This is a genomic window from Sphingobium sp. V4 (assembly GCF_029590555.1).
Classification (GTDB): domain Bacteria; phylum Pseudomonadota; class Alphaproteobacteria; order Sphingomonadales; family Sphingomonadaceae; genus Sphingobium.
On sequence record NZ_CP081002.1, the window covers coordinates 329,451 to 356,127 of the forward strand.

General features: G+C 67.8%; 26 protein-coding genes and 2 riboswitches. Of the genes, 10 read left to right on the top strand and 16 right to left on the bottom strand.

The features are described 5' to 3' along the window. Positions 1-61 precede the first annotated feature (61 nt). The 9 genes from K3M67_RS17175 to ccoS all read left to right on the top strand — a co-directional run bounded on the left by K3M67_RS17175 (position 62) and on the right by ccoS (position 8,825). The gene (locus K3M67_RS17175; RefSeq protein WP_285833556.1) at positions 62-805 is read left to right on the top strand and encodes a Crp/Fnr family transcriptional regulator; all 744 of its coding nucleotides are present in this window, start codon (positions 62-64) and stop codon (positions 803-805) included. A 214-nt stretch (positions 806-1,019) separates the two neighbouring features. Then, the gene (gene ccoN / locus K3M67_RS17180) at positions 1,020-2,681 is read left to right on the top strand and encodes a cytochrome-c oxidase, cbb3-type subunit I (protein ID WP_066863163.1); all 1,662 of its coding nucleotides are present in this window, start codon (positions 1,020-1,022) and stop codon (positions 2,679-2,681) included. 14 nt (positions 2,682-2,695) lie between these two features. Beyond that, positions 2,696-3,445 (top strand): cytochrome-c oxidase, cbb3-type subunit II, encoded by a 750-nt coding sequence (gene ccoO, locus K3M67_RS17185; protein ID WP_285833557.1) that lies wholly within the window; start codon positions 2,696-2,698, stop codon positions 3,443-3,445. Further along, positions 3,442-3,612: a cbb3-type cytochrome c oxidase subunit 3 gene (locus K3M67_RS17190; protein WP_066863169.1), complete on the top strand. Its 171-nt coding sequence runs from the start codon at positions 3,442-3,444 to the stop codon at positions 3,610-3,612. Before ccoO ends, K3M67_RS17190 begins: the two co-directional genes overlap by 4 nt. After that, on the top strand, positions 3,605-4,516 hold the full coding sequence (ccoP, locus tag K3M67_RS17195) for a cytochrome-c oxidase, cbb3-type subunit III (RefSeq protein WP_285833558.1): 912 nt from the start codon (positions 3,605-3,607) through the stop codon (positions 4,514-4,516). The genes K3M67_RS17190 and ccoP overlap by 8 nt, the downstream gene beginning before the upstream one ends. 147 nt (positions 4,517-4,663) lie before the next feature. Then, positions 4,664-6,091, top strand: coding sequence for a cytochrome c oxidase accessory protein CcoG (ccoG, locus tag K3M67_RS17200; RefSeq protein WP_285833715.1), 1,428 nt, complete (start codon positions 4,664-4,666; stop codon positions 6,089-6,091). 3 nt (positions 6,092-6,094) lie between these two features. After that, the gene (locus K3M67_RS17205; RefSeq protein ID WP_285833559.1) at positions 6,095-6,550 is read left to right on the top strand and encodes a FixH family protein; all 456 of its coding nucleotides are present in this window, start codon (positions 6,095-6,097) and stop codon (positions 6,548-6,550) included. Further along, positions 6,550-8,682, top strand: coding sequence for a heavy metal translocating P-type ATPase (locus K3M67_RS17210; RefSeq protein WP_285833560.1), 2,133 nt, complete (start codon positions 6,550-6,552; stop codon positions 8,680-8,682). Before K3M67_RS17205 ends, K3M67_RS17210 begins: the two co-directional genes overlap by 1 nt. Beyond that, entirely contained in the window at positions 8,679-8,825 is a 147-nt protein-coding gene (gene ccoS / locus K3M67_RS17215; protein ID WP_066863179.1) for a cbb3-type cytochrome oxidase assembly protein CcoS, read from the top strand. Before K3M67_RS17210 ends, ccoS begins: the two co-directional genes overlap by 4 nt. A gap of 24 nt (positions 8,826-8,849) precedes the next feature. Here the strand turns inward: ccoS and bluB are convergent, their stop codons facing one another. Genes bluB through cbiE form a run of 7 tightly spaced genes read right to left on the bottom strand, consistent with a single transcriptional unit; the run spans position 8,850 to position 14,501 of the window. Next, positions 8,850-9,497, bottom strand: a complete 648-nt coding sequence (gene bluB / locus K3M67_RS17220; protein WP_285833561.1) for a 5,6-dimethylbenzimidazole synthase — start codon at positions 9,495-9,497, stop codon at positions 8,850-8,852. Beyond that, positions 9,494-10,099, bottom strand: coding sequence for a cob(I)yrinic acid a,c-diamide adenosyltransferase (gene cobO, locus K3M67_RS17225; RefSeq protein WP_285833562.1), 606 nt, complete (start codon positions 10,097-10,099; stop codon positions 9,494-9,496). The genes bluB and cobO overlap by 4 nt, the downstream gene beginning before the upstream one ends. After that, a complete protein-coding gene (cobF, locus tag K3M67_RS17230; RefSeq protein ID WP_285833563.1) occupies positions 10,096-10,851 on the bottom strand; it encodes a precorrin-6A synthase (deacetylating) in 756 nt (251 codons plus the stop codon). Before cobF ends, cobO begins: the two co-directional genes overlap by 4 nt. After that, the gene (locus tag K3M67_RS17235; RefSeq protein ID WP_285833564.1) at positions 10,848-12,155 is read right to left on the bottom strand and encodes a cobyrinic acid a,c-diamide synthase CobB; all 1,308 of its coding nucleotides are present in this window, start codon (positions 12,153-12,155) and stop codon (positions 10,848-10,850) included. Before K3M67_RS17235 ends, cobF begins: the two co-directional genes overlap by 4 nt. Then, positions 12,152-12,937 carry a precorrin-4 C(11)-methyltransferase gene (cobM, locus tag K3M67_RS17240; protein WP_285833565.1) on the bottom strand — a complete coding sequence of 262 codons (786 nt, stop codon included), beginning with the start codon at positions 12,935-12,937 and terminating at the stop codon, positions 12,152-12,154. Before cobM ends, K3M67_RS17235 begins: the two co-directional genes overlap by 4 nt. Further along, positions 12,934-13,299: a cobalamin biosynthesis protein gene (locus K3M67_RS17245; RefSeq protein WP_285833566.1), complete on the bottom strand. Its 366-nt coding sequence runs from the start codon at positions 13,297-13,299 to the stop codon at positions 12,934-12,936. The genes cobM and K3M67_RS17245 overlap by 4 nt, the downstream gene beginning before the upstream one ends. Continuing rightward, positions 13,296-14,501: a precorrin-6y C5,15-methyltransferase (decarboxylating) subunit CbiE gene (cbiE, locus tag K3M67_RS17250; protein ID WP_285833567.1), complete on the bottom strand. Its 1,206-nt coding sequence runs from the start codon at positions 14,499-14,501 to the stop codon at positions 13,296-13,298. Before cbiE ends, K3M67_RS17245 begins: the two co-directional genes overlap by 4 nt. On the opposite strand from cbiE, the gene K3M67_RS17255 reads away from it, so the two are divergent. Then, positions 14,500-15,249: a cobalt-precorrin-6A reductase gene (locus K3M67_RS17255; RefSeq protein ID WP_285833568.1), complete on the top strand. Its 750-nt coding sequence runs from the start codon at positions 14,500-14,502 to the stop codon at positions 15,247-15,249. The two genes, cbiE and K3M67_RS17255, sit on opposite strands and share 2 nt — an antisense overlap. Here the strand turns inward: K3M67_RS17255 and cobJ are convergent. The 9 genes from cobJ to K3M67_RS17300 all read right to left on the bottom strand — a co-directional run bounded on the left by cobJ (position 15,225) and on the right by K3M67_RS17300 (position 26,677). Next, complete coding sequence (gene cobJ / locus K3M67_RS17260; RefSeq protein ID WP_285833569.1) at positions 15,225-15,974, bottom strand: precorrin-3B C(17)-methyltransferase; 750 nt, start codon at positions 15,972-15,974, stop codon at positions 15,225-15,227. The two genes, K3M67_RS17255 and cobJ, sit on opposite strands and share 25 nt — an antisense overlap. Next, complete coding sequence (gene cobI, locus K3M67_RS17265) at positions 15,971-16,693, bottom strand: precorrin-2 C(20)-methyltransferase (RefSeq protein WP_084439246.1); 723 nt, start codon at positions 16,691-16,693, stop codon at positions 15,971-15,973. The genes cobJ and cobI overlap by 4 nt, the downstream gene beginning before the upstream one ends. A gap of 5 nt (positions 16,694-16,698) precedes the next feature. Next, positions 16,699-17,328, bottom strand: coding sequence for a precorrin-8X methylmutase (locus tag K3M67_RS17270; RefSeq protein ID WP_285833570.1), 630 nt, complete (start codon positions 17,326-17,328; stop codon positions 16,699-16,701). Beyond that, entirely contained in the window at positions 17,328-18,398 is a 1,071-nt protein-coding gene (locus tag K3M67_RS17275; protein ID WP_285833716.1) for a ferredoxin-like domain-containing protein, read from the bottom strand. Before K3M67_RS17275 ends, K3M67_RS17270 begins: the two co-directional genes overlap by 1 nt. A 38-nt stretch (positions 18,399-18,436) precedes the next feature. Next, on the bottom strand, positions 18,437-21,676 hold the full coding sequence (cobN, locus tag K3M67_RS17280; RefSeq protein WP_285833571.1) for a cobaltochelatase subunit CobN: 3,240 nt from the start codon (positions 21,674-21,676) through the stop codon (positions 18,437-18,439). Between the two features lie 9 nt (positions 21,677-21,685). Then, positions 21,686-22,723 carry a cobalamin biosynthesis protein CobW gene (gene cobW, locus K3M67_RS17285; RefSeq protein WP_066863222.1) on the bottom strand — a complete coding sequence of 346 codons (1,038 nt, stop codon included), beginning with the start codon at positions 22,721-22,723 and terminating at the stop codon, positions 21,686-21,688. Positions 22,724-22,912: 189 nt separating this feature from the next. After that, a riboswitch (cobalamin riboswitch) is annotated at positions 22,913-23,133 on the bottom strand. A 35-nt stretch (positions 23,134-23,168) separates the two neighbouring features. Continuing rightward, entirely contained in the window at positions 23,169-24,215 is a 1,047-nt protein-coding gene (locus tag K3M67_RS17290) for a HoxN/HupN/NixA family nickel/cobalt transporter (protein ID WP_066863225.1), read from the bottom strand. A gap of 155 nt (positions 24,216-24,370) precedes the next feature. Then, a riboswitch (cobalamin riboswitch) is annotated at positions 24,371-24,614 on the bottom strand. A gap of 140 nt (positions 24,615-24,754) precedes the next feature. Next, positions 24,755-25,693, bottom strand: a complete 939-nt coding sequence (locus tag K3M67_RS17295; RefSeq protein WP_066863228.1) for a Gfo/Idh/MocA family oxidoreductase — start codon at positions 25,691-25,693, stop codon at positions 24,755-24,757. A gap of 90 nt (positions 25,694-25,783) precedes the next feature. Then, positions 25,784-26,677 (bottom strand): class III extradiol dioxygenase subunit beta, encoded by an 894-nt coding sequence (locus K3M67_RS17300; RefSeq protein WP_066863231.1) that lies wholly within the window; start codon positions 26,675-26,677, stop codon positions 25,784-25,786.

Genomic DNA, 26,677 nt, shown 5'->3' on the forward strand with positions numbered 1-26,677 from the left:
GTCGCTGGTTTAGGGACATTTACGGATAGGTCGACGCCTGCGGCCGCGTCATGCAGCGATCATGGACATGCGATTTGACATGGCGCAAAATGCCGCCCTCCCGACCATGGCCCGCGCCTGCGGCGGCCAGTCCTGCGACAGTTGCGTCGTGCGCGATCATGCCATTTGCGCCGACCTTTCCGATCCCGATCGCAACGCGCTGAGCCGGATCGGGCGGCGGGTGGCTCTCCATGCCGGGCAGACGGTGATGTGGGAAGGGGATGACAGCACTGTTGTCGCCAACGTCATCGAAGGCACGCTCAAGCTCGCCACCTCGACCGGCGACGGGCGCGAGCAGATCGTCGGCGTGGTCTATGCGTCCGACTTCATCGGTCGTCCCTTCGGCGCGCGCACGCCACACAGCGTTACAGCACTCACCGATGCGCGGCTCTGCCTTTTCCCGCGCGGCGCGTTCGACGGTTTCGCGATGCGGCATGGCGAATTGCAGCACCGGCTGCTCCAGCGGACGTTGGACGATCTCGATCGTACCCGTGCCTGGATGCTGCTCCTGGGACGCAAGACCGCGCGCGAGAAGGTCGCGACCTTCCTGCTCGACATGGGGCGGCGGCTGCGCGCCGACAGTGACGGGGTGATCGAACTGCCCCTCTCGCGCCAGCAGATCGCCGACATTTTGGGCATCACGATCGAGACGGTGTCGCGCCAGATGACCGAGATGAAACGCGCGGGCGTGATCGACCTGATCGGGCGACGCGGCGTTCGGCTGGTCGACAAGGCCGCGCTGGAGCGGCTGGCGGACGCGGATTAGCGCCTGCCCGGCTTTAACGACCGCAATCTCTTATTTCATGGGCTTCCCTCCCTGCGCGGGAACGACGAAGTGAATGGGGCATGGCGCGCCCCTCTTCGCCCTCAGGCCTACGCATTTTCCCGTAAAGACCCATCCTCCCACTTTTGACAGACGCAGGCCATGGGTGCGGCATTCCGGACAGGGGCGTCGCAAAGCCTTCAAGCGGGGAATGTCCATGGACAGATTGGTTTTGAGGACGGGCGGCTGGTTCGCGCTCGCACTCGCCGCCTTCGCAGCGATGCTGGCGGCGGCGGACGGCGGTTTCGCCGTCCATATGGGGATCATCAGCGCGGTGGCGCTGGGGCTGGCGATATCCGCCATGCGCAGCGCCGACTATGCCGGCATCATGCGCGGGCTGGTGAAGATGCCGGCCGACCAGGGGCTCTATTATGACGATGTGATCCGCTGGGGCGTGATCGCTACGGTCTTCTGGGGTCTCGCGGGATTTCTGGCCGGTCTCTACATCGCGCTGCAACTTGCCTTTCCCGCACTCAACCTGGGTCTCGAATATACCAGCTTCGGACGGCTTCGGCCGCTCCATACCTCGGCGGTCATCTTCGCCTTCGGCGGCAACGCGCTGATCGCGACCAGCTTCTATGTCGTGCAGCGCACCTGCCGCGCACGGCTGTTCTCGCCGAAGCTCGCCGATTTCGTCTTCTGGGGCTATCAGCTCTTCATCGTCCTCGCCGCGACCGGCTATCTGCTCGGCATCACGGAGGGCAAGGAATATGCCGAACCCGAATGGTATGTGGACCTGTGGCTGACGATCGTCTGGGTCGCCTATCTGGTCGTGTTCGGCGGCACCGTGATGAAGCGGTCGGAGCCGCACATCTATGTGGCCAACTGGTTCTACCTCAGCTTCATCCTGACCATCGCGATGCTGCACATCGTCAACAATCTGTCGATGCCGGTCAGCCTGCTCGGGTCCAAGAGCTACAGCGCCTTTGCCGGCGTGCAGGATGCGCTGACGCAATGGTGGTACGGCCATAATGCGGTCGGCTTCTTCCTGACCGCCGGCTTCCTCGCCATGATGTATTATTTCGTGCCCAAGCAGGCGGAACGGCCGGTCTACAGCTATCGCCTGTCGATCATCCACTTCTGGTCGCTGATCTTCCTCTATATCTGGGCGGGTCCGCACCACCTGCACTATACCGCGCTCCCCGACTGGGCGCAGACGCTGGGCATGGTCTTCTCGATCATGTTGTGGATGCCCAGCTGGGGCGGGATGATCAACGGCCTGATGACGCTGAACGGCGCCTGGGACAAGATCCGCACCGACCCGATCATCCGCATGATGGTGATGGCGCTGGCCTTTTACGGCATGTCCACTTTCGAAGGGCCGATGATGTCGGTGAAGGCAGTCAACAGCCTCAGCCACTATACCGACTGGACCATCGGCCACGTCCATAGCGGCGCGCTGGGCTGGAACGGCCTCATCACTTTCGCCTGCCTCTATTATCTGACGCCCCGCCTTTGGAAGCGCGAGCGGCTCTACAGCCTGCGCCTCATCAACTGGCACTTCTGGCTCGCGACCGTGGGGATCGTCCTCTACGCCGCCGCCATGTGGGTCGCGGGCATCATGCAAGGGCTGATGTGGCGCGAATATGGCAGCGACGGCTATCTCGTCTACGCCTTCTCCGAAGTCGTGCGCGCGATGTGGCCCATGTACCTCATCCGCGCGGCGGGCGGGCTGCTTTACCTCTCCGGCGCGATCATCATGGCCTGGAACATTGGCATGACCATCGCGGGCAAGCCGCTGCGCGAGGAACAGCCGCTGCGCGACGCGGCCTATGACGCGATCGCCGACAAGCCCCTCATCGCCGCTCAGCCAGCCTAAGGGAGACACGGGACATGGTTTCCAAATATTTCGATCATGGCAGGCTGGAGCGCAATATCTCGCTGCTGGGCATTGCCTCTCTCATCGTCGTCGCCATTGGCGGCATCGTGGAAATCGCGCCCCTCTTCTGGATCGACAACACGATCGAGAAGGTGGAGGGGGTGCGCCCCTATACCCCGCTGGAGCTGGCGGGCCGGAACATCTACATTCGCGAAGGCTGCTACAATTGCCACAGCCAGATGATCCGCCCCTTCCGCGACGAGACCGAACGCTATGGCCATTACAGCCTGGCGGCTGAGAGCATGTACGACCATCCCTTCCAATGGGGGTCGAAGCGCACCGGGCCGGACCTGGCGCGGGTCGGCGGCCGCTATTCGGACGAATGGCATGTCCAGCATCTCAAGGATCCGCGCGCCGTGGTGCCGGAATCGATCATGCCGACCTATCCCTTCCTTGGCGAGCGCGAGCTGAAGACCGGCGACATGCGCGGCGACCTGACCGCGCTGACGCGGGTCGGCGTGCCCTACAGCAAGGATGACGTGGCCAAGGCGAACGACGACCTGATGGCACAGGCCGATCCCGATGCCGACACCGCCGACCTGCGCAAACGCTATCCCAAGGCGCAGGTCCGCGATTTCGACGGCAACCCGAACAAGCTGACCGAGATGGACGCGCTGGTCGCCTATCTCCAGATGATCGGCACTCTGGTCGATGTCGACGCGGCCAAGCCCCTGGAAAAGACGCCGCAGGAGGGGTCGCGATGAACTACGACGCCCTGCGCCATTTCGCCGACAGCTGGGGGCTGGTCTTCATGGGGGTCAGCTACCTCATCCTCATCGGCTGGCACTTCCTGCCCCGCGGCCGCCGGCACAGCCAGCGCGCCGCCACGATGATCTTCACCGAGACTGAGACGGAGGCCGACCATGGCTGACGCAAGCGACAAGCGGATCGACACCGCCACCGGCACCGAACTCAAGGGCCATGAATGGGACGGCATCGCCGAACTGGACACGCCGCTGCCACGCTGGTGGTTGTGGACTTTCTATGCGACCATCCTCTTCGCGATCGGCTATTGCATCGCCTATCCCGCCTGGCCGCTGGTGAGCGACTATACGCGGGGCACGCTTGGCTGGTCGAGCCGGGGTACGCTGGAGCAGGAACTTGCGGCGCGCGAGGCGCAGATCGCGCCGATCCACAAGGCGATCGCGGACACGTCGATCACCGACCTGCCCGGCCGGCCGCACCTGATGCAGGCGGCGGTCGAGGGCGGCCGCGCCGCCTTCAAGGTCCATTGCGTCCAGTGCCATGGCTCGGGCGCTGCCGGGGCAAAGGGCTATCCCAACCTCAATGACGATGACTGGTTGTGGGGCGGCGATCTTGCCACCATCGAAAGGACCATCGTCGACGGGGTGCGCAATCCCGATCATGATGCGACGCGCCAGTCGATCATGCCCGCCTTCGGCCGCGACCAGTTGCTGACCGGCACGCAGGTAGACGACCTGGTCGCCCATGTCCGCGTCATCAGCCGGCAGGACAAGCCCGGCGCAGCCTCGCAGCGCGGCGCCAGGCTGTTCGCGGACAATTGCGCGGTTTGCCACGGCGCGGACGGCAAGGGTAGCCGCACTCTGGGCGCGCCCAACCTGACCGACGGCATCTGGCTCTATGGCGGTGATGCGGGCACGATCCGGGAGACTATATGGAACAGCCGCCAGGGCGTGATGCCGCGCTGGGACGACAAGCTCGACAAGGCAACCATCCGGATGCTGGCGGCCTATGTCCACAGCCTGGGCGGCGGCGAGGCGACTCCGGTGGAAGCGGCCAATGGTGCGGAGTGACCCCCCGCAAATCCTCCTCTGGAAGGTGGGGTGGCATCGCGACGCGATGACGGAGGGGCGTCGCGCCATCGACAGGGCGACACCCTTCCACCACCGCCTCGGGCGGCGGTCCCCCTCCCCTTGCAGGGGAGGATCGGTGACGTGCTGATGCCTCCGGCCTCCGGCGACCTCTACGAGAAGCGCAAGGGCGTCTATCCCAAGGCGGTCGATGGCTTCTATCGCCGCCTGAAATGGGCGATCATGGCGGTGACGTTGGCTATTTACTGGGGGACGCCCTGGATTCGCTGGGATCGCGGTCCCTACGCGCCCGATCAGGCGGTGCTGGTCGACCTCGCCCACCGGCGCTTCTACATGTTCGCCATCGAGATCTGGCCCCACGAATTCTATTATGTGGCGGGCCTGCTCGTCATGGCGGGGATAGGGCTGTTCCTGGTGACATCGGCGGTGGGCCGCGCCTGGTGCGGCTATGCCTGCCCGCAGACCGTCTGGACCGACCTCTACCAGCATGTCGAGCGCTTTATCGACGGCGACCGCAATGCGCAGATCAGGTTGGCGAAGGCGCCATGGAGCGCCGCCAAAGCGGCCCGGCGCCTCGCCAAATGGGGCGTATGGCTGGCCATCGCCTTCCTGACCGGCGGCGCGTGGATCTTCTATTTCGCGGACGCGCCGACGCTCCAGCGGGAATTCTGGACGGGTTCGGCCGCGCCCGTCGCCTATGGGACGGTCGGCGTGCTGACCGCCACGACCTTCATCCTGGGCGGCTTCCTGCGCGAACAGCTGTGTATCTACATGTGTCCCTGGCCGCGCATCCAGACGGCGATGCTGGATGAAAAATCGCTGGTCGTCACCTACAAGGACTGGCGTGGGGAAAAGCGTGCAAGCCTGAAGAAGGCGGAGGCGCATCCGGGCGATTTCGGCGACTGCATCGACTGCAATCAGTGCGTCGCGGTCTGCCCGACCGGCATTGACATTCGCGAAGGGCCACAGATCGGCTGCATCACCTGTGCGTTGTGCATCGACGCCTGCGACAAGGTGATGGCGCAGGTCGGACGGCCCCGCGGGCTGATCGACTATTGCACGCAGGAGGATGCCGAGGCCGAGAAGAATGGCGCGCCATCCAGGCCGATATTGAGGACGCTGCTGCGGCCGCGCACTATCGCCTATGCAGCGATATGGACGTCGATCGGCGCGGCCATGCTGTTCGCGCTCGGCGCGCGCACCCGCATCGACATCGCCGCGCAGCAGGACCGCAACCCCATCTTCGTCCGGCTGTCCGATGGCGCGATCCGCAACGCCTATATGGTCAAGGTCCGCAACATGGAGGCCCGGCCGCGCCCGGTGCGGGTCAAGGTCGAAGGACTGGCCGACGCCAGGCTGTGGACCGACGCCATGCCGCGCGATGCCGCCGCGCCGTCCGTCACCGCCACGGTCCCGGCCGACAGCGTGGCCAAGTTGCGGATCTTCATCGCCGCCCCTCCCGCCGGACCCGCGCGGCAGGATTTCAGATTCACCGTGACCGCCACCGACCGCGAAGGCGGCGACGCGCGCGAACCCGCCCGTTTTGAAAGGCCCTGACCCATGCAGACCCGACGCTTCACCGGCTGGCACATGACCGGCATATTGGTCGCCTTCTTCGCCGTGGTGATCGCCGTGAATCTGCTGATGGCGACGGTCGCGATCCGCTCCTTTGGCGGGACGGTGGTCGCCAACAGCTATGTCGAGAGCCAGAAGTTCAACCGCTATCTGACGCAGGCGCGGGCGCAGGACCAGCTTGGCTGGAAGGATCATGTGGCGCTGACCGACCGCCGCCAGGTGACGCTGGCGCTGGCCGGCCGCTCAGGCGCGCCGATCCTCGGTGCGCCGGTGACGGCGGTGGCGGAGCATCCGCTCGGTCGCGCGGCCGACATTCCGCTCATCTTCCACGAAACGGCGCCGGGCCGCTATGCCAGCGACCGCGCCCTGCCGGCCGGGCGCTGGCAGCTGCGCTTCGACATCAACCATGGCGCGCAGCATCTGTTGCGGGAGGTGATGTGATGGCGACCCAACCCCTGTTCCAACCAGCGCCGCACACCCTTCCCGCCACCATCGAAAGCCTGTTCGCCGTCCCCTCGCTCCATTGCGCCGGCTGCATTTCCAAGATCGAGAATGGCCTTGCCAAGGTGCCCGGCATCGATTCCGCACGAGTCAACATGAGCGCCAGGCGGGTAGCGATCCGGCATGATCCGGCGCTGGCGCCGCCTGCGTTGAAAGCCGCCATCGCCGCACTGGGCTTCGACGCGGAACCGCTGGCCGACCCTGCCGTCGATACTGCCGCGGCGGAAAATCGCGCGCTCGTCCGGGCGCTGGCGGTGGCGGGCTTTGCCGCGATGAACATCATGCTGCTGTCGGTGTCGATCTGGTCCGGCGCGGACGGTGCGACACGGCAGATGTTTCACTGGCTGTCCGCCATCATCGCGCTGCCGACCGTCGCCTATGCGGGCCGACCCTTCTTCCGCTCCGCCTGGGCGGCGGTGCGGCAACGGCGCACCAACATGGACGTGCCGATCAGCATCGGGGTGCTGCTGACGACGGGGATGAGCCTCTTTGAAACGCTGACCGGCGGCGACCACGCCTGGTTCGACGGGGCGGTGATGCTGCTCTTCTTCCTGTTGGCGGGCCGCTGCCTCGACAGCATGATGCGCGGGCGGGCGCGGGCGGGCGTCGCCGCACTGCTCAGGCAGACCGCGCCGGGCGCGCTGGTGCTGGAAGCCGGCGGACGCAGCGTGTGGACCAGGGCCGATGCGTTGCGGCCGGGGATGGAGATGCTGGTCGCCGCGGGGGAGCGACTGGCGGCGGACGGGCGCGTATTGGAGGGGACCAGCGGTCTGGACATATCGTTCCTGACCGGGGAAAGCGCGCCCGTCCGTGTCGGTCCCGGCGACGATGCGCAGGCCGGCGCGCTCAATATCGAAGGGCCGATCCGCGTCGCGGTCACGGCGGCAGGACCGGATACCGTGATCGCCGACATAGCCCGCCTGATGGAACAGGCCGCACAGGGCAGGTCGCGCTATGTGCGGCTGGCGGACCGGGCGGCACGGCTTTATGCGCCCTGCGTCCATGCGCTGGCGGCCCTGTCCTTCCTCGGTTGGCTGGTCGCTGGAGCGGGCGTCCATCAGGCGCTGCTGATCGCGGTCGCGGTTCTGCTCATCACCTGCCCCTGCGCGCTCGGGCTGGCGGTCCCGGCCGCCCAGGTGGTCGCGTGCGGCGCGCTCATGCGGCGCGGCGTGCTGGTCAAGGACGGGTCGGCGCTGGAGCGGCTGGCGGAGGTGGACGAGATTGTCTTCGACAAGACCGGCACGCTGACGCTCGGCCGCCCGGTGCCGTGCGATCTTGATCGGCTCGCCGACGAAGATCGCGCCATCCTGCTGGCGCTGGCGCGCGCCAGCCGCCATCCGCTCAGCAACGCCCTGCGCCAGGCGCTCGACGGCATGGAAGCGGCCCCGATCGCGGATGTTCGGGAGGTCGCCGGCGAGGGCGTGTTCGCCCGATACCGGAACGAAGCCGTCGCACTCGCCCGCCCGCGCAGCCTCATCAACCTGTTCGGGCTGGCCAGCGAATATCGGCGCGGCGAGACGGCGACGCTGCTCTGCTTCGCCGATGCGATCCGTCCCGATGCATTGGAGGTGGTCGCGGACCTGCGCGAAGCCGGGCTCCAGACCCTCATCGCCAGCGGCGACCGGCCCGAGGCGCTGGAGGAGATCGCCCGCGCGACCCGCACCACCGCAATCGGCCATCTGCGGCCTGCGGAAAAGCTGGCCCTGATCGAGCGACTGAAGCGGCAGGGGCGGCGGGTGCTGATGGTGGGAGACGGCCTCAATGACGGGCCGGCGCTGGCGGCGGGCCATGCCAGCATGGCGCCCGCATCCGCCAGCGACGCAAGCCAGCTGACCGCCGACATCGTCTTTCTGGGTGATCGTCTGGCGCCAGTGGCGGTCACGCTGCGCGCCGCGCGACGGACGGTGCGGGTGGTGAAGCAGAATTTCGCGCTGGCGATCGGTTATAATGTGCTGGCGGTGCCGCTTGCGATCGGCGGCGCGGTCACACCCCTGGTCGCGGCGGTCGCCATGTCGCTCTCCTCGCTGATCGTAGTCGCCAACGCCCTGCGCCTGAACGGGAGCGCCCGATGACCGGCCTCGTCCTTCTTGTCCCGCTGGCGCTCATCTGCGGCCTGGTCGCGCTGGCAGCCTTCTTTCTGGCCATGCGCAACGGCCAGTTCGACGATCTGGACGGCGCGGCCATGCGTATCCTGGCCGAACCGGACGAGGAGTAAGCAAACAGCCCGCGTGGCCGGCGCTCAACGCTCGAACAGACGATCCTTCAGCGCCTCGCGCGCTTGCCAGCCCCGTTGTTCCAGTTCTGGCGTGGCGCATGGTCCGTCGGGATAACCGATGCAGAGCAGGGCGATCAGGCGCCAGTCGTCGGGTACCTCCAGCATCGCGGCGATCGTCGCCGGGTCGACGATCGACACCCAGCCAAGGCCAATGCCCCGCGCCCGTGCCGCCAGCCACAGGGTGTGAATCGCCATGACGGTGGAATAGCGCAACATCTCGTGCATGGTCGCGATGCCAAGGCCGTGGCCCGTTTCGGGATGTTCGTCGGAGAAGACTGCGAGCAGCTGGGGCGCCTCGCGCACGCCATGCAGCTTGAGCGAAAGATAGTGAGCGCGCTGGTCGGCGTCCGCGTAGCGATCTGCGGCGGCGCGGCGCTGCCGATCGACATGCTCGGCAATCCGCGTCTTCAGATCGCGCGAACCGATCCGCACCAGCCGCCAGGGCTGCGCATTGCCGACAGACGGTGCCAGGCTGACCTTGGCCAGCAGCTCCTGCATGACAGGTTCCGGCACTTCATCGGTTCGGAAATGCCGGACGTCGCGGCGCCAGCACAGCAGCGCGTCGAATTGCTCCAGGAAAGTGGCGTCGAAATCGGGCGGCGCTGCGTTCAAAATTCGATGCCCTTCTGCGCCTTCACGCCAGACCGGAAGGGATGCTTCACCATCACCATGTCCGTCACCAGATCGGCCGCCTCGACCAGCGCATCGGGCGCATTACGCCCGGTGATGATGACATGCTTCATTGCATCCCGCTCCGTGACTGCGGCCAGCACTTCGTCCAGCGGCAGATAATCATAGCGTAGCACGATGTTGAGTTCATCGGCCAGCACCATGTCATAGGCCGGATCGGCGATCATCCGCTTAACTTCGTCCCACGCCATGCGCGCCATCGCGACGTCGCGCGCGCGATCTTGCGTGTTCCAGGTAAAGCCCTCCCCCATCGGCTTGAATGCGACATTGTCGGGGAAGGCATCGAACACCGCCTTCTCGCCGGTCGCCATCGCGCCCTTCACGAACTGCACGACGCCGACCTTCATGCCATGTCCGATGGCGCGCACGACCATGCCCAGCGCCGCGCTGGTCTTGCCCTTACCCTTGCCGGTATGGACGATCAACAGCCCCTTTTCCTGGGTCTTGTTGGCCATGATCTTCGCTTGCGCCGCCTGTTTCTTGCGCATCTTCTCGGCGTGGCGCGCTTCGGCGTCCTGCGTCATCCTTTCTCCTTCCGCATCAGATAAATGTCCATGATCCAGCCGTGCCGGGCGCGCAGCGCCGCGCGCTGCTCCACGATGTGGGGGGCGACCAGCGTCAATTCCCCGGCGACCAAGGTCTGTCCCGCCATGCCCAAATAGGCGCCCCACCATATCCGCACGCCCGCCGGGTCGACCGCCTGGAACGCGCAGCCGCCGTCCAGCATCACGGCGACGCTGTCGGCCTGCGCCGGCCAGCCATGGTCGCGCAATTGCCGTCCGGTGGTGACAACGACCGGCTCCGCCAGAGCGTTCAGGGGAATGGCGTGCGCGGCGGTCAAAGCCTGTAGGCTGCTGATCCCCGGCACCACCGACACGCGCAAATCCACGCCCAAGGCGCGGAGCCGCTCGGCGATCCGCAACGTGCTGTCATAGAGCGACGGATCGCCCCAGACGAGCAGCGCCAACCGGCCACCAGCGGGCAGATGCACCGCCAACTGCTCGGCCCAGCAGGCGGCGATGGCGTCATGCCAGTCCTGCACCGCGCCCAGATAATCGCCCTGCCCCCGCCGCACCGGCAGGTCGAACTCGACGATCCGGGTATCGCCCGTCAGCACGCTGGCGCAGATATGCCGGCGCACCGCGATCAGGTCCGTCTTGTCCTCGCCCTTGCGGGGCAGCAGGATCAGGTCGGCGGCATTCATGGCGCGGATCGCCGCCAACGTGAGTTGCTCCGGATCGCCGGTGCCGATACCGATCAGGGTCAGGTCGATCATGCGGCGGGCGCGATCATGTGGAAGAAGCTGCCGGTGACGCATCCCCGCCGCGACCCGGTTTCCGCCACCGCCGCCCCATCGGCGTCGGTCACGTGCGCCAGTGGCGCGTCGGGCTGGTCGAGGATGGTCGAATAGTGAAATTCATGGCCCCGCAGTGCCGTTCCCGCCGCCAGCGCCCCGACCGGCGCCAGCAGCGCGGCGTGACGATAGCCCAGATGCATCCGGCGCTGGGCGTAGCTGGTGACGAGGCCCAGCAGGCCGGCCATGGCGTGACGCCCCCCGTCCTTGTCGACCAGCGCTTCGCCCAGCACCATGTAGCCGCCGCATTCCCCATGCACCGGCCGGTTCGCCGCATGGCGGCGCAGCCCCGCCAGGAAGCGCGAGGCCGCAGCGATTCGCCCGGCATGAAGTTCGGGATAGCCGCCGGGCAACCAGACAAGATCGGCATCCGCTGCCGGCGCTTCGTCTGCCAGGGGGGAAAAGGCCTGTAGCTCGGCGCCGGCGCGGCGCCAGCCTTCCAGCAGGTGCGGATAGATGAAGGAAAAGGCTTCGTCGCGCGCCAACGCGATGCGCTGGGCGGGAGGCGGCGGCAACGCCCCGCCGCCCCCAACAACAACGCCTGCGGCCGCCTGCCGGATCGCGGTGAGATCGGCATGATCGCGCAGGAAGGCGGCATAATCAGCGATCGCCCGGTCGAGATCGGGATGCTCGACTGCCTGCACCAGACCCAGATGCCGCTCCGGCAGGCTGAGGTCGCCGCGCCGGGGGAGCGCGCCCAGTACCGGGATGCCGGCCATCTCCATGCCGCGACGCACCAGCCGTTCATGCCGCGGACTGGCGACGCGATTGAGGATGACGCCGGCAATGGGCAAGCCGGGATCGAAGCGGGCAAAGCCCAGCGCGGTCGCGGCGGCGGACTGTGCCTGCCCGGATACATCGATCACCAGCACGACCGGCCATCCCATCCGCCGCGCCAGGTCGGCGCTCGCGCCATGACCGGCGCCGCCCCTGCTGGCCACACCATCATACAGGCCCATCGATCCTTCCGCGATCGCCAGATCGGCTCCGGTCGCCTGGGCAACGATCGTGTCGATCAGCCCCGGCGTCATCGCCCAGCTGTCCAGATTGAACGAGGCGCGCCCGCAGGCCGCGCGATGAAAGGCCGGGTCGATATAATCCGGCCCGCTCTTGAACGGCTGGACGGCCAACCCGTCCTCGCTCAGCGCCCGCAACAGACCCAGCATGACCGTGGTCTTGCCCGTCCCCGAGGCCGGTGCGGCGATCATCAGTCCGGGCGCATTCATTCGGTGATACCCGCAAAAAGTGAATCGGCCGACTGTGGCCGGAAACGGCGATCGTAATCGGGCGCGTACAGGCTGCTTTCACCAAAGCGCTCAGCCGCCAGCACCTGGCCCACGAGGATCAGCGCCGTGCGCTCGATGCTGCCCGCCACGGCCTGCTCGATGGTGGCGAGCGTCCCGCGCACGATCCTCTGGTCCGGCCAGCTGGCCCGCCACACGACCGCCACCGGACAGTCCGCTCCGTGGATCGGCAGCAGGTCGGCCACGACCTGCGCCAGATTGTGGATGGACAGGTGGATGGCCAGCGTGGCGCCGCTCGCCCCGAAAGCGGCGAGATTTTCGCTCGCCGGCATGGCGCTGGCGCGGCCGGGGGTGCGGGTCAGCACCAGCGACTGGGCGAGGCCCGGCAGCGTCAGTTCCGCCTCCAGCGCGGCGGCGGCGGCGGCAAAGGCGGGCACGCCGGGCGTCACCTCATAGGGAATGGCGAGCGCGCGCAGGCGGCGCAACTGCTCCCCCATCGCCGACCAGACGGACAGGTCGCCCGAATGCAACCGAGCCACATCCAGGCCCGCCACATGGGCGGCCGCCATTTCGGCGATGATCTCATCGAGCGAGAGCGTCGCCGTGTTCACGATGCGCGCGCCGGGCGGACAATGGTCCAGCAAGGCGATCGGCACCAGCGACCCGGCATAGAGGCAGACCGGCGATGCCGCGATCCGGTCCCGGCCGCGCAGGGTCAGCAGATCGGGTGCGCCGGGACCGGCGCCGATGAAATATATCGTCATGAAAAAGCTCCTCGGGCGATGGCGCAGGTCGCCATCCGGTCGGGTGCGATGAAGCGGGATACGATCAGCGATGCGCCCGGTCCCGCGGCCGCCAGCGCTACTGCCTCACATAGGCTGCCGACGCCGCGCGCCGCGAGGCTCGCGGCGGATCGGGTCGGGGTGGCCACGGCCATCAACGCATCGGGTGCAATGCCCGCCAGCGGCACTCCGAGTTCCTCGGCCAGCGGAGCGAGCAGCGCCAACTTGTCATCGGGCGCCGCGATCAGCGTCACTGGAGGCAGGCCACGCCCCGCGCCGTCCAGCGCCGCGCGCAACGATGCCGCACCCGCCCCGGCGCGAAATCCGAAACCCGCCACGATCACAGGGTCACGCTCCACTGCACCAGCGGATAGCTCGCGCGCCACCCCCGCCGCGATCCGATCGGCGCGGCCTGCGCCAGGTCGATCCGCAGCAGATGCCCGCCCTTGGCCGCGTGCCAACGGCCGAGCAGCGCTTCGGACTCCAATGTCACGGCATTGGCGACCAATCGCCGCCCCACAGGCAAGCGCGCCCAGAGCGCTTCCAGCAGCGCCTCCGACAGGCCTCCACCGATGAAGACCGCATCCGGCACGCCGTGTGGCAACAGGTCTGGCGCACGACCGGTCAGCACGTCGATCCGGTCCACGCCCAGCGCCGTGGCGTTCACTTTGATCCGGGTCGCGCGCACCGGATCGCCCTCCAGCGCGACGACGCGATTGGCGGGATGGGCCAGCAGCCATTCGATCCCGATCGACCCCGATCCCGCCCCGATGTCCCACAATAGTTCGCCCGGCCGTGGTGCCAAAGCAGACAGGGTCAGCGCCCGCACCGGCCTCTTGCTGATCTGCCCGTCATGATCGAACCATTCGTCGGCGATGCCCGATGCGCAGGACAGCACCCTGCCCTCTCCCGCGCAGTCGATCCCGATCGCGACGGGGTGCGCTATATCGTCCGGCATCGGGCTGTCGGCGCGCACGACCCGCACCCGCTCGCGCGGACCGCCCAGCGCCTCCAGCAGGTGCAGGGTCGATGCGCCGAAGCCCTGATCGCGCAGGTAGGCCGCCACCTCGCCCACCGCCGCGCCATCGCGCAGCAACGCTACCATGCGCCGCCCCGGCGCGAGGTCCGGCCGCAGCCGCGTAACCGGCGCCGCGTGCAACGGGACGCAGGCCATGTCCTGAACCGCCCAGCCCAGCCGCGCCGCCGCCAGCGAGAATGTGGAAAGCGTCGGACAGGCCACCCATTCCGCTCGCCCCAGTTCCTGGGCCAGGCTACGTCCCGCCCCGAACCAGAAAGGATCGCCCGACGCCAGCACGACCACCCGCCGGCCGCGCTCCGCCAACAACAGCGGGACGCCATCGGCGAAGGGGACTGGCCATTGCAGCATCCGCGCCCTATGCTCGCCCAGCAGCGCAAGATGCCGGGCCGGTCCCATGACCAGTTCCGCCGCATCGATCGCCGCGCGGGCTGGCGCGCCCAGGCCGTCCCATCCATCCTCGCCGATGCCGACGATCGTCAGCCATGGCCGTGCCGGACTATCAGCCATGCGCAACATCCTCATATTGGGCGGCACGACCGAAGCCAGCGCGCTTGCCCGCCTGCTCGCACAGTGCGGCGATCAGGCGACGCTCAGCTATGCCGGCCGGGTCGAAAGCCCGCGTCCCCAGCCCGTTCCGGTGCGGGTCGGCGGCTTCGGCGGGGTGGAGGGGCTGGTGGACCATCTGCGCGCGCAGGGCGTCACCCATCTGGTCGACGCCACCCACCCCTTTGCAGCGACGATGAGCGCCAATGCCGTGGCGGCAGCACGCATCGCCGCCATCCCTCACGTCGCCCTGACCCGTCCGCCATGGGCCGCCACCACCGGGGACCGATGGCGCCATGTCCCGGACCTGACGGCTGCGATGGAGGCGATCGACGGCCCCACCATGCGGATCATGCTGGCGCTCGGCCGGATGCACGCGGATGCCTTCGCTGTCCGCCCGCAGCATTTCTACCTGCTGCGCTTCATCGATCCGCCACTCGCGCCGCCGGCCCTGCCCCATCACCATCTGGTCGTCGATCGCGGGCCTTTCGACATGGATGGCGACGCGCGACTGATGCAGGCGCACCGGATCGACCTCATCCTCTGCAAGAATGCCGGCGGAACGGGCGCACAGGCCAAGTTGGCCGCCGCGCGCCACCTGGGCCTGCCCGTGCTGATGATCGATCGGCCCGCCCTGCCCGACCGGCTGGAACTGCATGATCCGCAGGCGGTGCTGCGCTGGCTCGATCATGGCGCCGACCGGGGCGTGTAGAGGATCGGCGCGCCATCGCGCGGGATCATCCGCGTCTGGCTCGATCCGACGATAACCAAAGTCCGCATGTCGGCCATGTCGGGCGTTGCCTGCGACAAGGGGACGACATGCAGCGTTTCCTCAGGCATCGACACCGCCCGCGCGAACAGGATAGGCCGGTCGTCTCCGCTCGCATCCCGCAGCAGGTCGAGCGCGCGCACGAAACCCTCCGGCCGGGCCTTGGATCGTGGATTATAGAGGGCGATAGCGAAATCCGCTTCCACCGCCAGCCGCAGCCGTCGCTCCACCAGCGCCCAGGGCTTGAGATTGTCCGACAGGTTGATGGCGCAAAAATCATGGCCAAGCGGCGCGCCCGCCCGCGCACTGGCCGCCAGCATCGCGGTAATACCCGGCAGCACGCGAATATCGAGATCGCGCCATGCGGCCGGCCCGGCCTCCAGCACCTCGAACACCGCCGCCGCCATCGCGAAGACGCCCGGATCGCCCGAGGACACAACGACGACCCGTCGGCCCGCCGCCGCCATCTCCAGCGCATGAGCGGCGCGTTCGCATTCCACCCGATTGTCGGAGGGATGCAGGGTCAGGCCATCGCGCGGTGCGATCCGCGCGACATAGGGGATATAGCCCACCACGTCGGTCGCCTCGGTCAATGCCGCCGTAACTTCGGGCGTGACCAGCGCTTCGCTGCCCGGTCCCAGCCCGGCGATGGCGATCCACCCGCTCATGGCCGCCGCCCCTGACCATGGATCAGCAGGATAGAGAAGTAGGGCGTGACCTTGTCCGCATCGGCCAGCGGCGTCACCTTCTGTTCGGGCATGGCGGCATGTTCGACCAGCCACGCCTCGGCCTCGCGCCCGGCCGCCGCAACCGCACGGCGCAGCTTGGGCAGGTTGCGGCCGATCTTCATGACCACCAATGCATCGGTGTCGCGGATACGGCGGGCCAGGTCGTCCTCGGGCAGCGTCGCCATCAGCACCGTCAGCACGTCGTCGCCCCAGGTGATCGGCGTTCCGCTCGCCGTCCAGGCGCCGGCCATGCCGCTGATCCCGGGTACGATCCGCACCGGCGCGGCGCCCGCCAGGCGGCTGTGCAGATGCATGAAGGAACCGTAGAAAAAGGGATCGCCCTCGCACAGCACGACGACATCCTCGCCCGCCCACGCCAGCGCCGCGAGCTTCCGGGTGCAATCGGCGTAGAAGGCCGACAGGCAGGCCTTGTAGCGCGGATCGCTCAGCGGAATCTCGGTCGTGACCGGATATTCCATCGCGATCTCGACCACGTCCGCACGCAGCATCCCCTCGACGATGCGCCGCGCCTGTCCCGGCCGCCCCGCCTTGCGGAAATAGGCGACATGGCGCGCCTCGCGCACCAGCCGGTCGGCCCGCACGCTTAACAAGTCCTGGGCGCCGGGGCCAAGGCCCACGCCATGGATGGTGCCCGGCATCCCGCTCATTCTGCGCGGCTCGCCAGGGCGTTGATCGCCGCGACCGTGATCGCGCTGCCGCCCAGTCTGCCATCCACGATGCAGCAGGGGACGGGCTGTTCCACCCAGAGCGCAGCCTTGGATTCGGCCGCGCCCACGAAACCGACCGGACAGCCGATGATCGCGGCCGGACGCGGACAGGCGGGGTCCGCCAGCATGTCCAGCAAATGAAACAGCGCGGTCGGGGCATTGCCGATCGCCACCAGCGCGCCCGCCAGATGCGGCCGCCAATATTCCAGCGCCGCGGCGGATCGGGTCGTGCCCATCGCCCGTGCCAGTTCAGGCACCGATGTCTCGCCCAGCGTGCACATCACCGGGTTCTCGGCAGGCAGTCGCGCCCGCGTCACCCCTTCGGACACCATCCGCACGTCGCACAGGATCGGCGCGCCGCTGGCCAGCGCCGCGCGAGCCGCCAGTGCAAAGCCTGCGGAAAAGCGGATATGCGGCGCCAGTTCCACCATTCCGGCGGCATGGATCATGCGGACGGCGACCGGCTCCTCCTCGCTCGAAAAGCGATCGAGCGCCGCTTCCGCGCGAATGATAGCGAAGGACTGGCGATAGATCTCCGCGCCATCGGTTTCGTAGACATAGGGCATCAATCGGCTCCCAGATAATCAAGCAGGGCTGCTGCATCCATTCCCGCCCGCTGCGGCGGCGCGCCGGCCCGCGCATCGCGCGCCAGATCGTATCGCCCTTCCCGCCCGGTAACGCACAGTTCGGCCGGCGCCGCCCGCGCGCAGCCCTTGGCGCAGCCCGACACATGCAGCCGCCCGGCGACATGGGGCGCGATCCGCCGCGCCAGCGCCCGCGTCTCGACGCTGGCCTGCGGACAGCGCGGCGCGCCGGGACACGCATCGACGCGCAGCAGCGGATCGGCCCGATCGCTCGACAATCCCGTGATCGTCCGCCCCGCGCCGCCTTCGACAATCAGGATACGCCAGGGAGTCAGCCGCACGGCAACATTCCCCAATTGCGCCAGCGTCGCAGCCTCGACCGTGCCGAAGGGCACGGCATAGGCGAAGCCCAGCGGATGCGGCCCCGGCCGGATCGACATGCCGACGCGTGCCGGCGCAAGGGCGCCCTGCGCCCAGCCGGGCAGCGGCGCGCGGTGGCGGACCATCCGCCCCGCATCCGCGCCGCCGCTTGCCAAGAACCAAGTCGCCAGCCGGATCAACTGATCCACTGCGTCGCCGGGTTCGACAGCCACGCCCGTCGGCCGGCCGTCTGCGCGCAGGATCAATCCACCGTGCGCCCCGCGCTCGATGCGAAAATCACTCATTTCTCCAATAAGTAAGGGCGCATCCTTGGTATCGACGATGAAGCCGACCTTGGCGGGCAAGGTCGGCAATTCCGCCAGCCGCGCCGCCAGTTCGCGCGCGATCCCCACTGTGTCGTCCCCCTCGGTCCAGTCCGGCGACACCAATATCGCCCGCCGCATTTCCATAATCGGATCAGCATGGATAAGTGCCAGCGCCTTCAGCCGTTCGACCAGCAAGGGCCAGGCCTGCGCGCTTACCCCCCGTATCTGAAGGTTGGCCCGACTGGTAAGGTCGATCAGGCCATTGCCGAACGCCATGGCCGCTTCGCAGAGCCCCCGTAGCTGAGCCCCGTCCAGGCGTCCCAGCGACGGGCGCACCCGCACCAGCAGGCCATCGCCCGCTTCCATCGGGTGCCAGGCGTCGGGGCACCGGCCCTTCACCACGCTCACGGCGCGCGCTCCAGAGCGGCGAGGATCGAGTTGCGGTGGGTGCGCCACAGGCCTGCGGCGTACAGCGCCGAAAAGCGCGCCCGCATCGCCGCCAGCGCCCCGGGATTGGTCTGTGCCAGGAAGGCACGCACCTCCTCCCGGCCAAGCGTGGCATCATGATAGAGGTCGAACAGATGATCGGGCACGCACCCGGCCAGATGGGCGAAGGCGCCCAGATGGTCGAGCGTGGCCGCCAGTTCCGCGCCCCCACGAAAGCCATGCCGCATCATGCCGTCGACCCAGCGGGGATTGGCCGCCCGCCCCCGCACGACCCGCGCGACCTCCTCGGTCAAGGCTCTTGTCTTTGGCCGCGCCGGATCGCGGGCGTCGAGATGATAGAGCGCCGCCTTGCCGCCCACCACGCTCTGGGCCGCAGCAAAGCCCGCCTCGTGCGCGGCATAATCGGCCGCCAGCAGCAGGTCGGTTTCCGGCAGGTCCTGCGCATGGACGAAGGCATCCGCCGCCGCGACGCGGGCGCGGAGCCCGGCCGCGTCCGTCACGCCGCCGTCCAGCGCATGGCGCGATGCGGCGAGCCATGCCTCCCCCGCCGCGCGCCGGGCCTCGACCGTATAGGTGTCGGCCGTTGCCCCCATGTCGAGACCATAATGTCCCGGCTCCGGCCCGTAGACACGCGGTGTCGGCGGCCTCCCGGCGAAGGGATTCCAGTCGGTCGGCTCGTCCCTGCCGCACAAGGCCCGCACCGCCTGTCCGAACAGGACCGGCAGCGTCGGGAAGGCGTCACGGAACAGTCCCGACACGCGCAACGTCACGTCGATCCGCGGCCGGTCCAGCATCGCGAGGGGCAGGATGTCGACCGCCGTCACCCGTTCGGACGCGAAGTCCCATACCGGCTCCGCGCCCAGCAGGTGGAGCGCCATGGCATATTCCTCCCCCGCCGTCCGCATCGTCGCCGATCCCCACAGGTCGACCACCAGCCCCCTGGGATAATCGCCCCGGTCCTGCAAATGGCGGCGGATCAGCTCCTCCGCCAGCCGCACGCCCTGCGCATGGGCGGCACGGGATGGCACCGCGCGCGGATCGACCATGAAGAGGTTGCGCCCGGTCGGCAGCACGTCGGACCGCCCCCGATGCGGCGAGCCTGAAGGGCCCGGCGCCACCCGCCGTCCGTCAAGCGCCGCGAGCAGGCCCGCGCGCTCGCCCTGCCCCTGCTCACCCCGACCAAAGACATGCAGCCCGTCGCCAAACTGCCCTTCCTTGATGTCGCAGACGAAGCGGTCGATCCGGCTGATCGCTTCGGCGGGCGACATGGCGTCATCTATGCCCAGCTCGGCCTCCAGCCCCCGGGTCCGCGCCTCGTCCCGGATGTCCGCCTGCAACCGCGTGCGCCGCGCCGGGTCCAGCCCATCGGCATTGGAAAATTCGTCGAGCAGCGTCTCGATCCGCCCCAGCCCGGCACCTTCCTGCGCCGGCGCGAGCGGCGGGGGCGCATGGCCGATCGTCACGGCGCCGATCCGTCGCTTCGCCTGCGCCGCTTCGCCCGGATCGTTCACGATGAACGGGTAGAGAACCGGCGTCGGCCCGACGAGCGCCTCCGGCCAGCAAACATCGGACAGCGCGACCGCCTTGCCCGGCAGCCATTCCAGCGTGCCGTGCGCGCCCATATGGACCAACGCGTCGACGCCCTCGGCGCGCAGCCACAGATAGAAGGCGACATAGGCATGGCGCGGGCAGCGTGTCAGGTCATGATAGCTGTCCGCCCGATCGGCGCTCCGCTCGCGCTCGGGCTGCAACGCCACGATCGCGGCGCCCCGGCGGACGGCGGCAAAGGCGAACATGCCGCCCTGCACGGCCGGGTCATCCTCCGGCGCACCCCAAGCTGCGTGGAGATCATCGCGCAGCGACCCCGGCAATGTCGCCAGCGCCGCGCAATAGTCGGCGAGCGGCCAGTGCAACCGCTTGATCTGGAGGTCGCCTACCAGATCGCCCGCCGCCGCGACGCCATAGCCCGCATCGGCAAGGTCGCTCAGCATGGCCTGCGCGGAGGCGATCGCATCCAGACCCACGGCATGGGCCATCTGGTGCACCTTGCCGGGGTAGGTCGACAGGATCAACGCCAGCTTCCGCACGCCCGCCGGGCGCTGGCGCAGGGTGATCCAGCCGGCCACCCGCTCTACGACCGCGGCGGTTCGCGCCGGGTCGGACCGATGCGCGCCGCGCGCAAACTCCAGCGCCGGGTCGCGCGCCTGCGCCTCCTTGAAGCTCACCACGCCCGCGAACAGCCGCCCGTCGACTTCGGGCAGCACGACATGCATGGCAAGGTCGGCGGGCGACAGGCCGCGCGGCGACTCCTGCCACGCCTGCCGCCCCGATGTCGCCAGCGCCAGCTGAAACACCGGCACGCCGGCGCCGTCGAGCGGGGTCGCGCCGTCCTCGCCCCGCGCCGAGAAGGCGGTGGCGTTGACGATCGCGGCGGGCGCAAGCGCCCGCACCCAGCGCGCGATCCAGCTGCGAATCTCGACCGGCTTCAGCGAAGGCGCGAACAGCCCGATCAGGTCGAAGCCGCGCTTGGCGAAGGTGTCTCGCAGCGCCTCGAACGGCTCCGTGTCGGCAGCGCTCAGGTAGGAGCGGTAGAAGATGAGGAGGACGCGCGGCCGAGTCAGACTCAAGGTAAGGGTCGCTGGACAGGTCACATTCCCATCCCAGGCCCCGACCGTCGGCAATGGCGGAACCGGGGCGACAGGGCCATCCAGCCCCGCTTCACGCGCCAGCAGTCCGAGCGCCGCCCCCGCCGCCGCCGGGCCGCCCTCGTCGCACAGCCGGGCCAATGTGCGCAGCCTCGTCACCGGCACGGTCGACGCGATGTCCAGCCGCGCATCGGGCCGCCCGTCGCCCGGCAACACCGCCAGCACGATCCCGCGCGTGCGCGCCAGCGCCTCCACCTGCTGCAATCCGTAGCTCCAGTAGGATGCGCCGCCGATCAGCCGGATCAGGATCGCCTTCGCGCCGCTCAGGGTCCGTTCGACATAGGTATCGACCGACAGGGGATGCGCCAGCGCGGCCAGATTGGCGAGCCGCAGGGTCGGCAATCGTCCCTGCGCCCGATGCCATCCCGCCGCGAAGGCGCCGAGGTCGCTGTCCGAAAAGGACAGCAGCACAAGATCGGCGGGCGCCTGCCCCAGATCCTGCGGGACAGCCGCTTCCTCGATCCCGTGAGTCTCGCGGAAGATGACGTGCATGGACGACGCTCAGTCCTGCAACACGGCCCGGATCGCGGCTTCGTCGATACGATCATGCTCGGCGATCACGACGAGCGCCGTTGCGCGTGCTTCGCCCGGCCGCCAGGGTCGGTCATAATGATGCCGAACCCGCGCGCCGACCGCCTGCACCAGCAGCCGCATCGGCTTGCCCGCAACGGCGGCATAGCCCTTCACCCGCAATATCCGCTGCGTCCGGGCCAACGCCTCGATCCGCGCGACCAGGTCGGCGGGATCGGCGATCTCGCCCAGAGTCATGACGACGCTGTCGAAATCCTCATGCTCATGATCCTCCTCGCCATCATGGTGCGAGGGTCGGCCCGCCAGGTCATCCTCGGCCGCCGCGCCCAGCCCCAGCAGCACCCGCGGGTCGATCACGCCGTCGACCAGTTCGATCACCGGCAGCGGCCGGGGCGTTTCCGCCGCAATGACCGCGCGGGCGGCGGCGACGCCGTCCGGCCCGGCCAGATCGACCTTGGTCAGCAGCACCATGTCGGCACAGGCCAGCTGATCCTCGAATACTTCGGACAGGGGCGTTTCATGATCGATGCCGGGATCGGCGCGCCGCTGGGCGTCCAGTGCCGCCAGGTCGGGAGCGAAGCGTCCGTCAGCCACCGCCTCCGCATCGGCAAGCGCGATCACGCCATCGACGGTGATGCGCGACCGGATCGCAGGCCAGTCGAATGCCTTGAGCAGGGGTTTGGGCAGCGCCAGTCCCGATGTTTCGATCAGGATATGGTCCGGACGCGGCTCCAGCGCCAGCAGCGCCTCCACCGTAGGGATGAAGTCGTCGGCCACGGTGCAGCAGATGCAGCCATTGGCCAGCTCGACGATATTCTCCGCCGGGCAATCGGGAATGGCGCAGCTTTTGAGGATGTCGCCATCGACGCCCAGCGTGCCGAATTCATTGACGACGACCGCCAGCCGCCGCCCGCCCGCATTGCGGATCAGATGGCTGATGAGCGTGGTCTTGCCCGCGCCCAGAAAGCCGGTGACGATCGTGACCGGCAGCTTGGCCAAATCGGCCATATCATTCTCCCGCGCGCCGGAACGACGACGGGCGGGGGCTTGCCGACGCCCTTCCTGGACGCCAGCCGGCGCGCGACGACGGGCGGGCGCGACCGCGCCCGGCATCCCGCACCGTGCAGCCCCAGCCGCACAGCTTCGTCGCTCAGACGGAAGAACCTACCGTGCCGCGGCCATCCCCTGGACCAGGGCAAGAGCGACCAGACGCCGGCAGGTCTCCTGGCTCGCGGGTCAAGGCTTGATGCACGCCTTCCCAGACCAGTGGGTCCAGTGGCCGCCCTCGACAAGAGGACATGTGCATCGCGCTCGCCGCTTACAGTTGCAGGGACAGCCGCGGAATTGAGGGGACAGGCCCCTCGCACCGCATTCCTATTTGAAGCCCCTCGCGGGGCACCGGCGCGATCTATGAGCCTGCCCTAGACCAAAATTCGGTCCAAGCCAATGGCGTTCAGCCCGCGACCCGCACCTCGATCTCGTCAAAGCGCTTCCAGCGGTAGATCCCGAAGCTGAGCGCCCAGCACAGGACGAACAGGCCGATGATGGCGAAGCCCAGGCTGTTGAAATGCTCGCCCAGGTCCGCGGCTATCCGCCAGGGCGCTCCGTCCAGTCCCAGCTTGTCGCCCACCAGCGCCATCGTCTCGATCCCGCCAATGACGATTGCGACCAAGGCCGAGATCAGGGTTATGGTGATGTTATAATAAAGTTTGCGGATCGGCTTGACGAAGGCCCATTCATAGGCGCCCAGCATCACCACGCCATCAGCCGTGTCGACCAGCGCCATGCCCGCCGCGAACAGCGCCGGCAGCACCAAGACCGTGCCGATCGCCACGCCATCCGCCGCCTGGCTCGCCGACAGGCCGAGGATCGCGACTTCCGTGGCCGTGTCGAACCCCAGCCCGAAGAGGAAGCCGAGCGGCGCCATGTGCCAGCTGCGGCGGACCAGCCGAAACATCGGGCGGAACAGGCGGGACAGCAGGCCGCGATTGCCCAGCAGCAGGTCCAGATCCTCCTCCACATAGGCGCCGCCGGCTCGGACATGGGCGAAGCTCTTCCATACCGACCGCAGGATCATCAGGTTCATCACCGCGATGGTGAACAGGAACAGCGCCGACACGCTGGTCGCGACCACGCCCCCGATCTCGCGGAAACTCTCGAAGCGCGACAGGGCGCTGGCGGTGAGAGCGATGGTGACGGAGGCGACGGCGATGATCGCGGAATGGCCGATCGCGAACCAGAAACCCACGGTAATGGGCCGCTGCCCGTCCTGCATCAGCTTGCGCGTCACATTGTCGATCGCCGCGATATGATCGGCATCGACCGCATGGCGCAGGCCCAGTCCCCAGGCCAGCAGCGCCGTCCCCAGCATCAGCGGCTGGGCATGAAACTGGGCGATGGCCCAGAGCCAGACGGCGACATTGGCCGCGACCAGCGCGCCCATCAGCCCGGTGACGCGATGCCGCAGGCGCGGCGCGGAAGATATTTCGGGATGGACCATGGCAGAACAGACACTCCGGCGTCGCGCGACATGACAGGGGCCGCGCGCTCCGCCGGACGCCATCCGGCGCAGACGCGCGTCATCAATGCGGCCCCCGCCGCTTCTTCGTCGCTCAGACGGAGCATACCGTGCCACGGCCATCCCCTGGACCAGGCAAGAGCGACCAGACGCCGGCAGGTCTCCTGGCTCGCGGGTCATAGCGATGCTGCATGGCCTTCCCAGGCCTCGCATGATTTAGCGTCCGGCCCAGTGGCTGCTTTCCCTGTTTCAGAAAAGCCTATGCAACATGCTCACCGCTCACAGTTGCAGGGACAGCCGCGGAATCGAAGGAGCCAGCCCTTCTCACCGCATTCCCATTTTCAGCCCCTTCGCAAGGGCACCGGCGCGATCAACGACCGGCGGATCGTCTCCACCGGCCGGGCTGAGGCATAGCTTGGGCGCATCGCGTTGCCAAGCTGCATCGATAGCAGGCGCAACACAAAAAGGGCGCAGCGGTCACCCGCCACGCCCTTCCTTGCGACCCCGAAGGGATTTCAAGCTCAGCCGAGCTGCTGTTCCAGCTCGCCCAGCACGCGATAGCAATCGAACACCTTGGCGACGCTCGAATTGGGATCGCGGCCTTCGCGGATGGCGCTGATGAATTCGCGGTCCTGCAATTCGATGCCGTTCATCGATACCGCGACCTTCGACACGTCGATCGGCTCTTCCTTGCCGTTCACCAGATCGTCGTAACGGGCGATATAGGTGTCGGTGTCGCCGATATAGCGGAAGAAGGTGCCGAGCGGACCGTCATTGTTGAACGACAGCGACAGGGTGCAGATCGCACCCGTCTCGCTCTTCAGCTGGATCGACATGTCCATGGCGATGCCAAGGTCCGGGTGGATCGGTCCCTGCATGGCGTGCGCCGACACGATCTTGCCCGCCTGATAGGCGAACAGGTCGACCGTGTGCGCCGCATGGTGCCACAGCAGATGGTCGGTCCAACTGCGCGGTTCGCCCTTCGCATTGATATTCTTGCGACGGAAGAAATAGGTCTGCACGTCCATCTGCTGGACGTTGAACTCGCCCGCCTTGATGCGGTTGTGGACGAACTGGTGCGACGGGTTGAAGCGGCGGGTGTGGCCGACCATGCAGACAAGGCCGGTTTCCTGCTGCTTGGCCAGCACCGCCTGTGCATCCTTCCAGCTGTCGGCCAGCGGAATCTCGACCTCGACATGCTTGCCCGCATCCATGCACGCGATCGCCTGGGCCGCGTGCATTTGCGTCGGCGTGCAGAGGATCACCGCGTCGACGTCATCGCGCGCCAGCGTTTCGTTCAGGTCGGTCGTCACATGGCCGATGCCATATTTCTCCGCGACCTTCTTCGTCGCGTCCAGTTCGCGGCCGATGATCGACGTGACGGTCACGCCGTCGATATTCTTGAGGCCATCAAGATGCTTTTCGCCAAAGGCGCCGGCACCAGCCAGGGCTATACGCATGGGAAACTACTCCATTATTGGCCCCTCCCCTTCAGGGGAGGGTTGGGGGTGGGGGGAGTGAGGCATATGCCGCACTCTCCCGCCTGATCCTCACTCCGCCGCGATCGCCGCCACGCCGCTGCCGGTCATGTCCAGCCCTTCGCCATTATCCGGGCGTAGCACCAGGTGGCCGATCGCGGTATTGGAACAGGGCACATGATAATGGCGGTGCAGTGCACGGGTCTTCTTGCCCAGCGCCCCGCGCATGATGAGCCACATCACCATCTCGATGCCTTCGCTGCCCGTCTCGCGCAGATATTCGATATGTGGAATCCGGCGCAGATGATCGCTCTCGCCGATCAGCCCGTCCAGGAACATATTGTCCCATTCCTTGTTGATGAGCCCCGCGCGCGCGCCCTGCAACTGGTGGCTCATGCCCCCCGTGCCCCAGATCTGGACGTTCAGATCCTCGGGGAAGCTCTCGACCGCCTTGCGGATCGCCTCGCCCAGCGCCCAGCAACGGTTGCCTGACGGCGGCGGATAGGTGACGACATTGACCGCCAGCGGCACGACCCTGCAGGGCCAGGCATCGGGCTTGCCGAACATCATGGAAAGCGGCACCGTCAGGCCATGATCGACATCCATCTCGTTGATGATGGTCATGTCGAACTCGTCCAGGATCAGGCTCTGCGCCATGTGCCATGCAAGGTCGGGATGCCCCTCCACGTCCGGCACGGCGCGCGGCCCCCAGCCTTCGTCGGCCGACTTGTAGCGCTCGCCACAACCGATCGCGAAGGTCGGGATGATCTTCATGTCGAAGGCGGACGCATGGTCATTATAGACCAGGATCACGACATCGGGCTTTTCCGCCTTTTCCCATTCGCGGGTCCAGTCATAACCGGCAAAGATCGGACCGAAATAATCGTCGCGATCCTTGTTGAAGTCGGACGCCACGCCCAGCAGCGGCACATGGCTCGACGCCACGCCAGCAGTAATCCGTGCCAT

Coding starts and splice junctions, on each gene's coding strand:
- cobO (WP_285833562.1), bottom strand. CDS start 10,099: ATGACGCAGGACGCCGAAGCGCGCCACGCCGAGAAGATGCGCAAGAAA.
- K3M67_RS17175 (WP_285833556.1), top strand. CDS start 62: ATGGACATGCGATTTGACATGGCGCAAAATGCCGCCCTCCCGACCATG.
- ccoS (WP_066863179.1), top strand. CDS start 8,679: ATGACCGGCCTCGTCCTTCTTGTCCCGCTGGCGCTCATCTGCGGCCTG.
- K3M67_RS17210 (WP_285833560.1), top strand. CDS start 6,550: ATGGCGACCCAACCCCTGTTCCAACCAGCGCCGCACACCCTTCCCGCC.
- K3M67_RS17295 (WP_066863228.1), bottom strand. CDS start 25,693: ATGCGTATAGCCCTGGCTGGTGCCGGCGCCTTTGGCGAAAAGCATCTT.
- K3M67_RS17270 (WP_285833570.1), bottom strand. CDS start 17,328: ATGCCCTATGTCTACGAAACCGATGGCGCGGAGATCTATCGCCAGTCC.
- ccoP (WP_285833558.1), top strand. CDS start 3,605: ATGGCTGACGCAAGCGACAAGCGGATCGACACCGCCACCGGCACCGAA.
- cobJ (WP_285833569.1), bottom strand. CDS start 15,974: ATGAGCGGGTGGATCGCCATCGCCGGGCTGGGACCGGGCAGCGAAGCG.
- cbiE (WP_285833567.1), bottom strand. CDS start 14,501: ATGGCTGATAGTCCGGCACGGCCATGGCTGACGATCGTCGGCATCGGC.
- K3M67_RS17190 (WP_066863169.1), top strand. CDS start 3,442: ATGAACTACGACGCCCTGCGCCATTTCGCCGACAGCTGGGGGCTGGTC.
- K3M67_RS17255 (WP_285833568.1), top strand. CDS start 14,500: ATGCGCAACATCCTCATATTGGGCGGCACGACCGAAGCCAGCGCGCTT.
- cobN (WP_285833571.1), bottom strand. CDS start 21,676: ATGCACGTCATCTTCCGCGAGACTCACGGGATCGAGGAAGCGGCTGTC.
- K3M67_RS17290 (WP_066863225.1), bottom strand. CDS start 24,215: ATGGTCCATCCCGAAATATCTTCCGCGCCGCGCCTGCGGCATCGCGTC.
- cobW (WP_066863222.1), bottom strand. CDS start 22,723: ATGGCCGATTTGGCCAAGCTGCCGGTCACGATCGTCACCGGCTTTCTG.
- K3M67_RS17235 (WP_285833564.1), bottom strand. CDS start 12,155: ATGAATGCGCCCGGACTGATGATCGCCGCACCGGCCTCGGGGACGGGC.
- K3M67_RS17275 (WP_285833716.1), bottom strand. CDS start 18,398: ATGGAAGCGGGCGATGGCCTGCTGGTGCGGGTGCGCCCGTCGCTGGGA.
- ccoN (WP_066863163.1), top strand. CDS start 1,020: ATGGACAGATTGGTTTTGAGGACGGGCGGCTGGTTCGCGCTCGCACTC.
- ccoG (WP_285833715.1), top strand. CDS start 4,664: ATGCCTCCGGCCTCCGGCGACCTCTACGAGAAGCGCAAGGGCGTCTAT.
- cobF (WP_285833563.1), bottom strand. CDS start 10,851: ATGATCGACCTGACCCTGATCGGTATCGGCACCGGCGATCCGGAGCAA.
- cobI (WP_084439246.1), bottom strand. CDS start 16,693: ATGCCGGGCACCATCCATGGCGTGGGCCTTGGCCCCGGCGCCCAGGAC.
- K3M67_RS17300 (WP_066863231.1), bottom strand. CDS start 26,677: ATGGCACGGATTACTGCTGGCGTGGCGTCGAGCCATGTGCCGCTGCTG.
- K3M67_RS17205 (WP_285833559.1), top strand. CDS start 6,095: ATGCAGACCCGACGCTTCACCGGCTGGCACATGACCGGCATATTGGTC.
- ccoO (WP_285833557.1), top strand. CDS start 2,696: ATGGTTTCCAAATATTTCGATCATGGCAGGCTGGAGCGCAATATCTCG.
- cobM (WP_285833565.1), bottom strand. CDS start 12,937: ATGACGATATATTTCATCGGCGCCGGTCCCGGCGCACCCGATCTGCTG.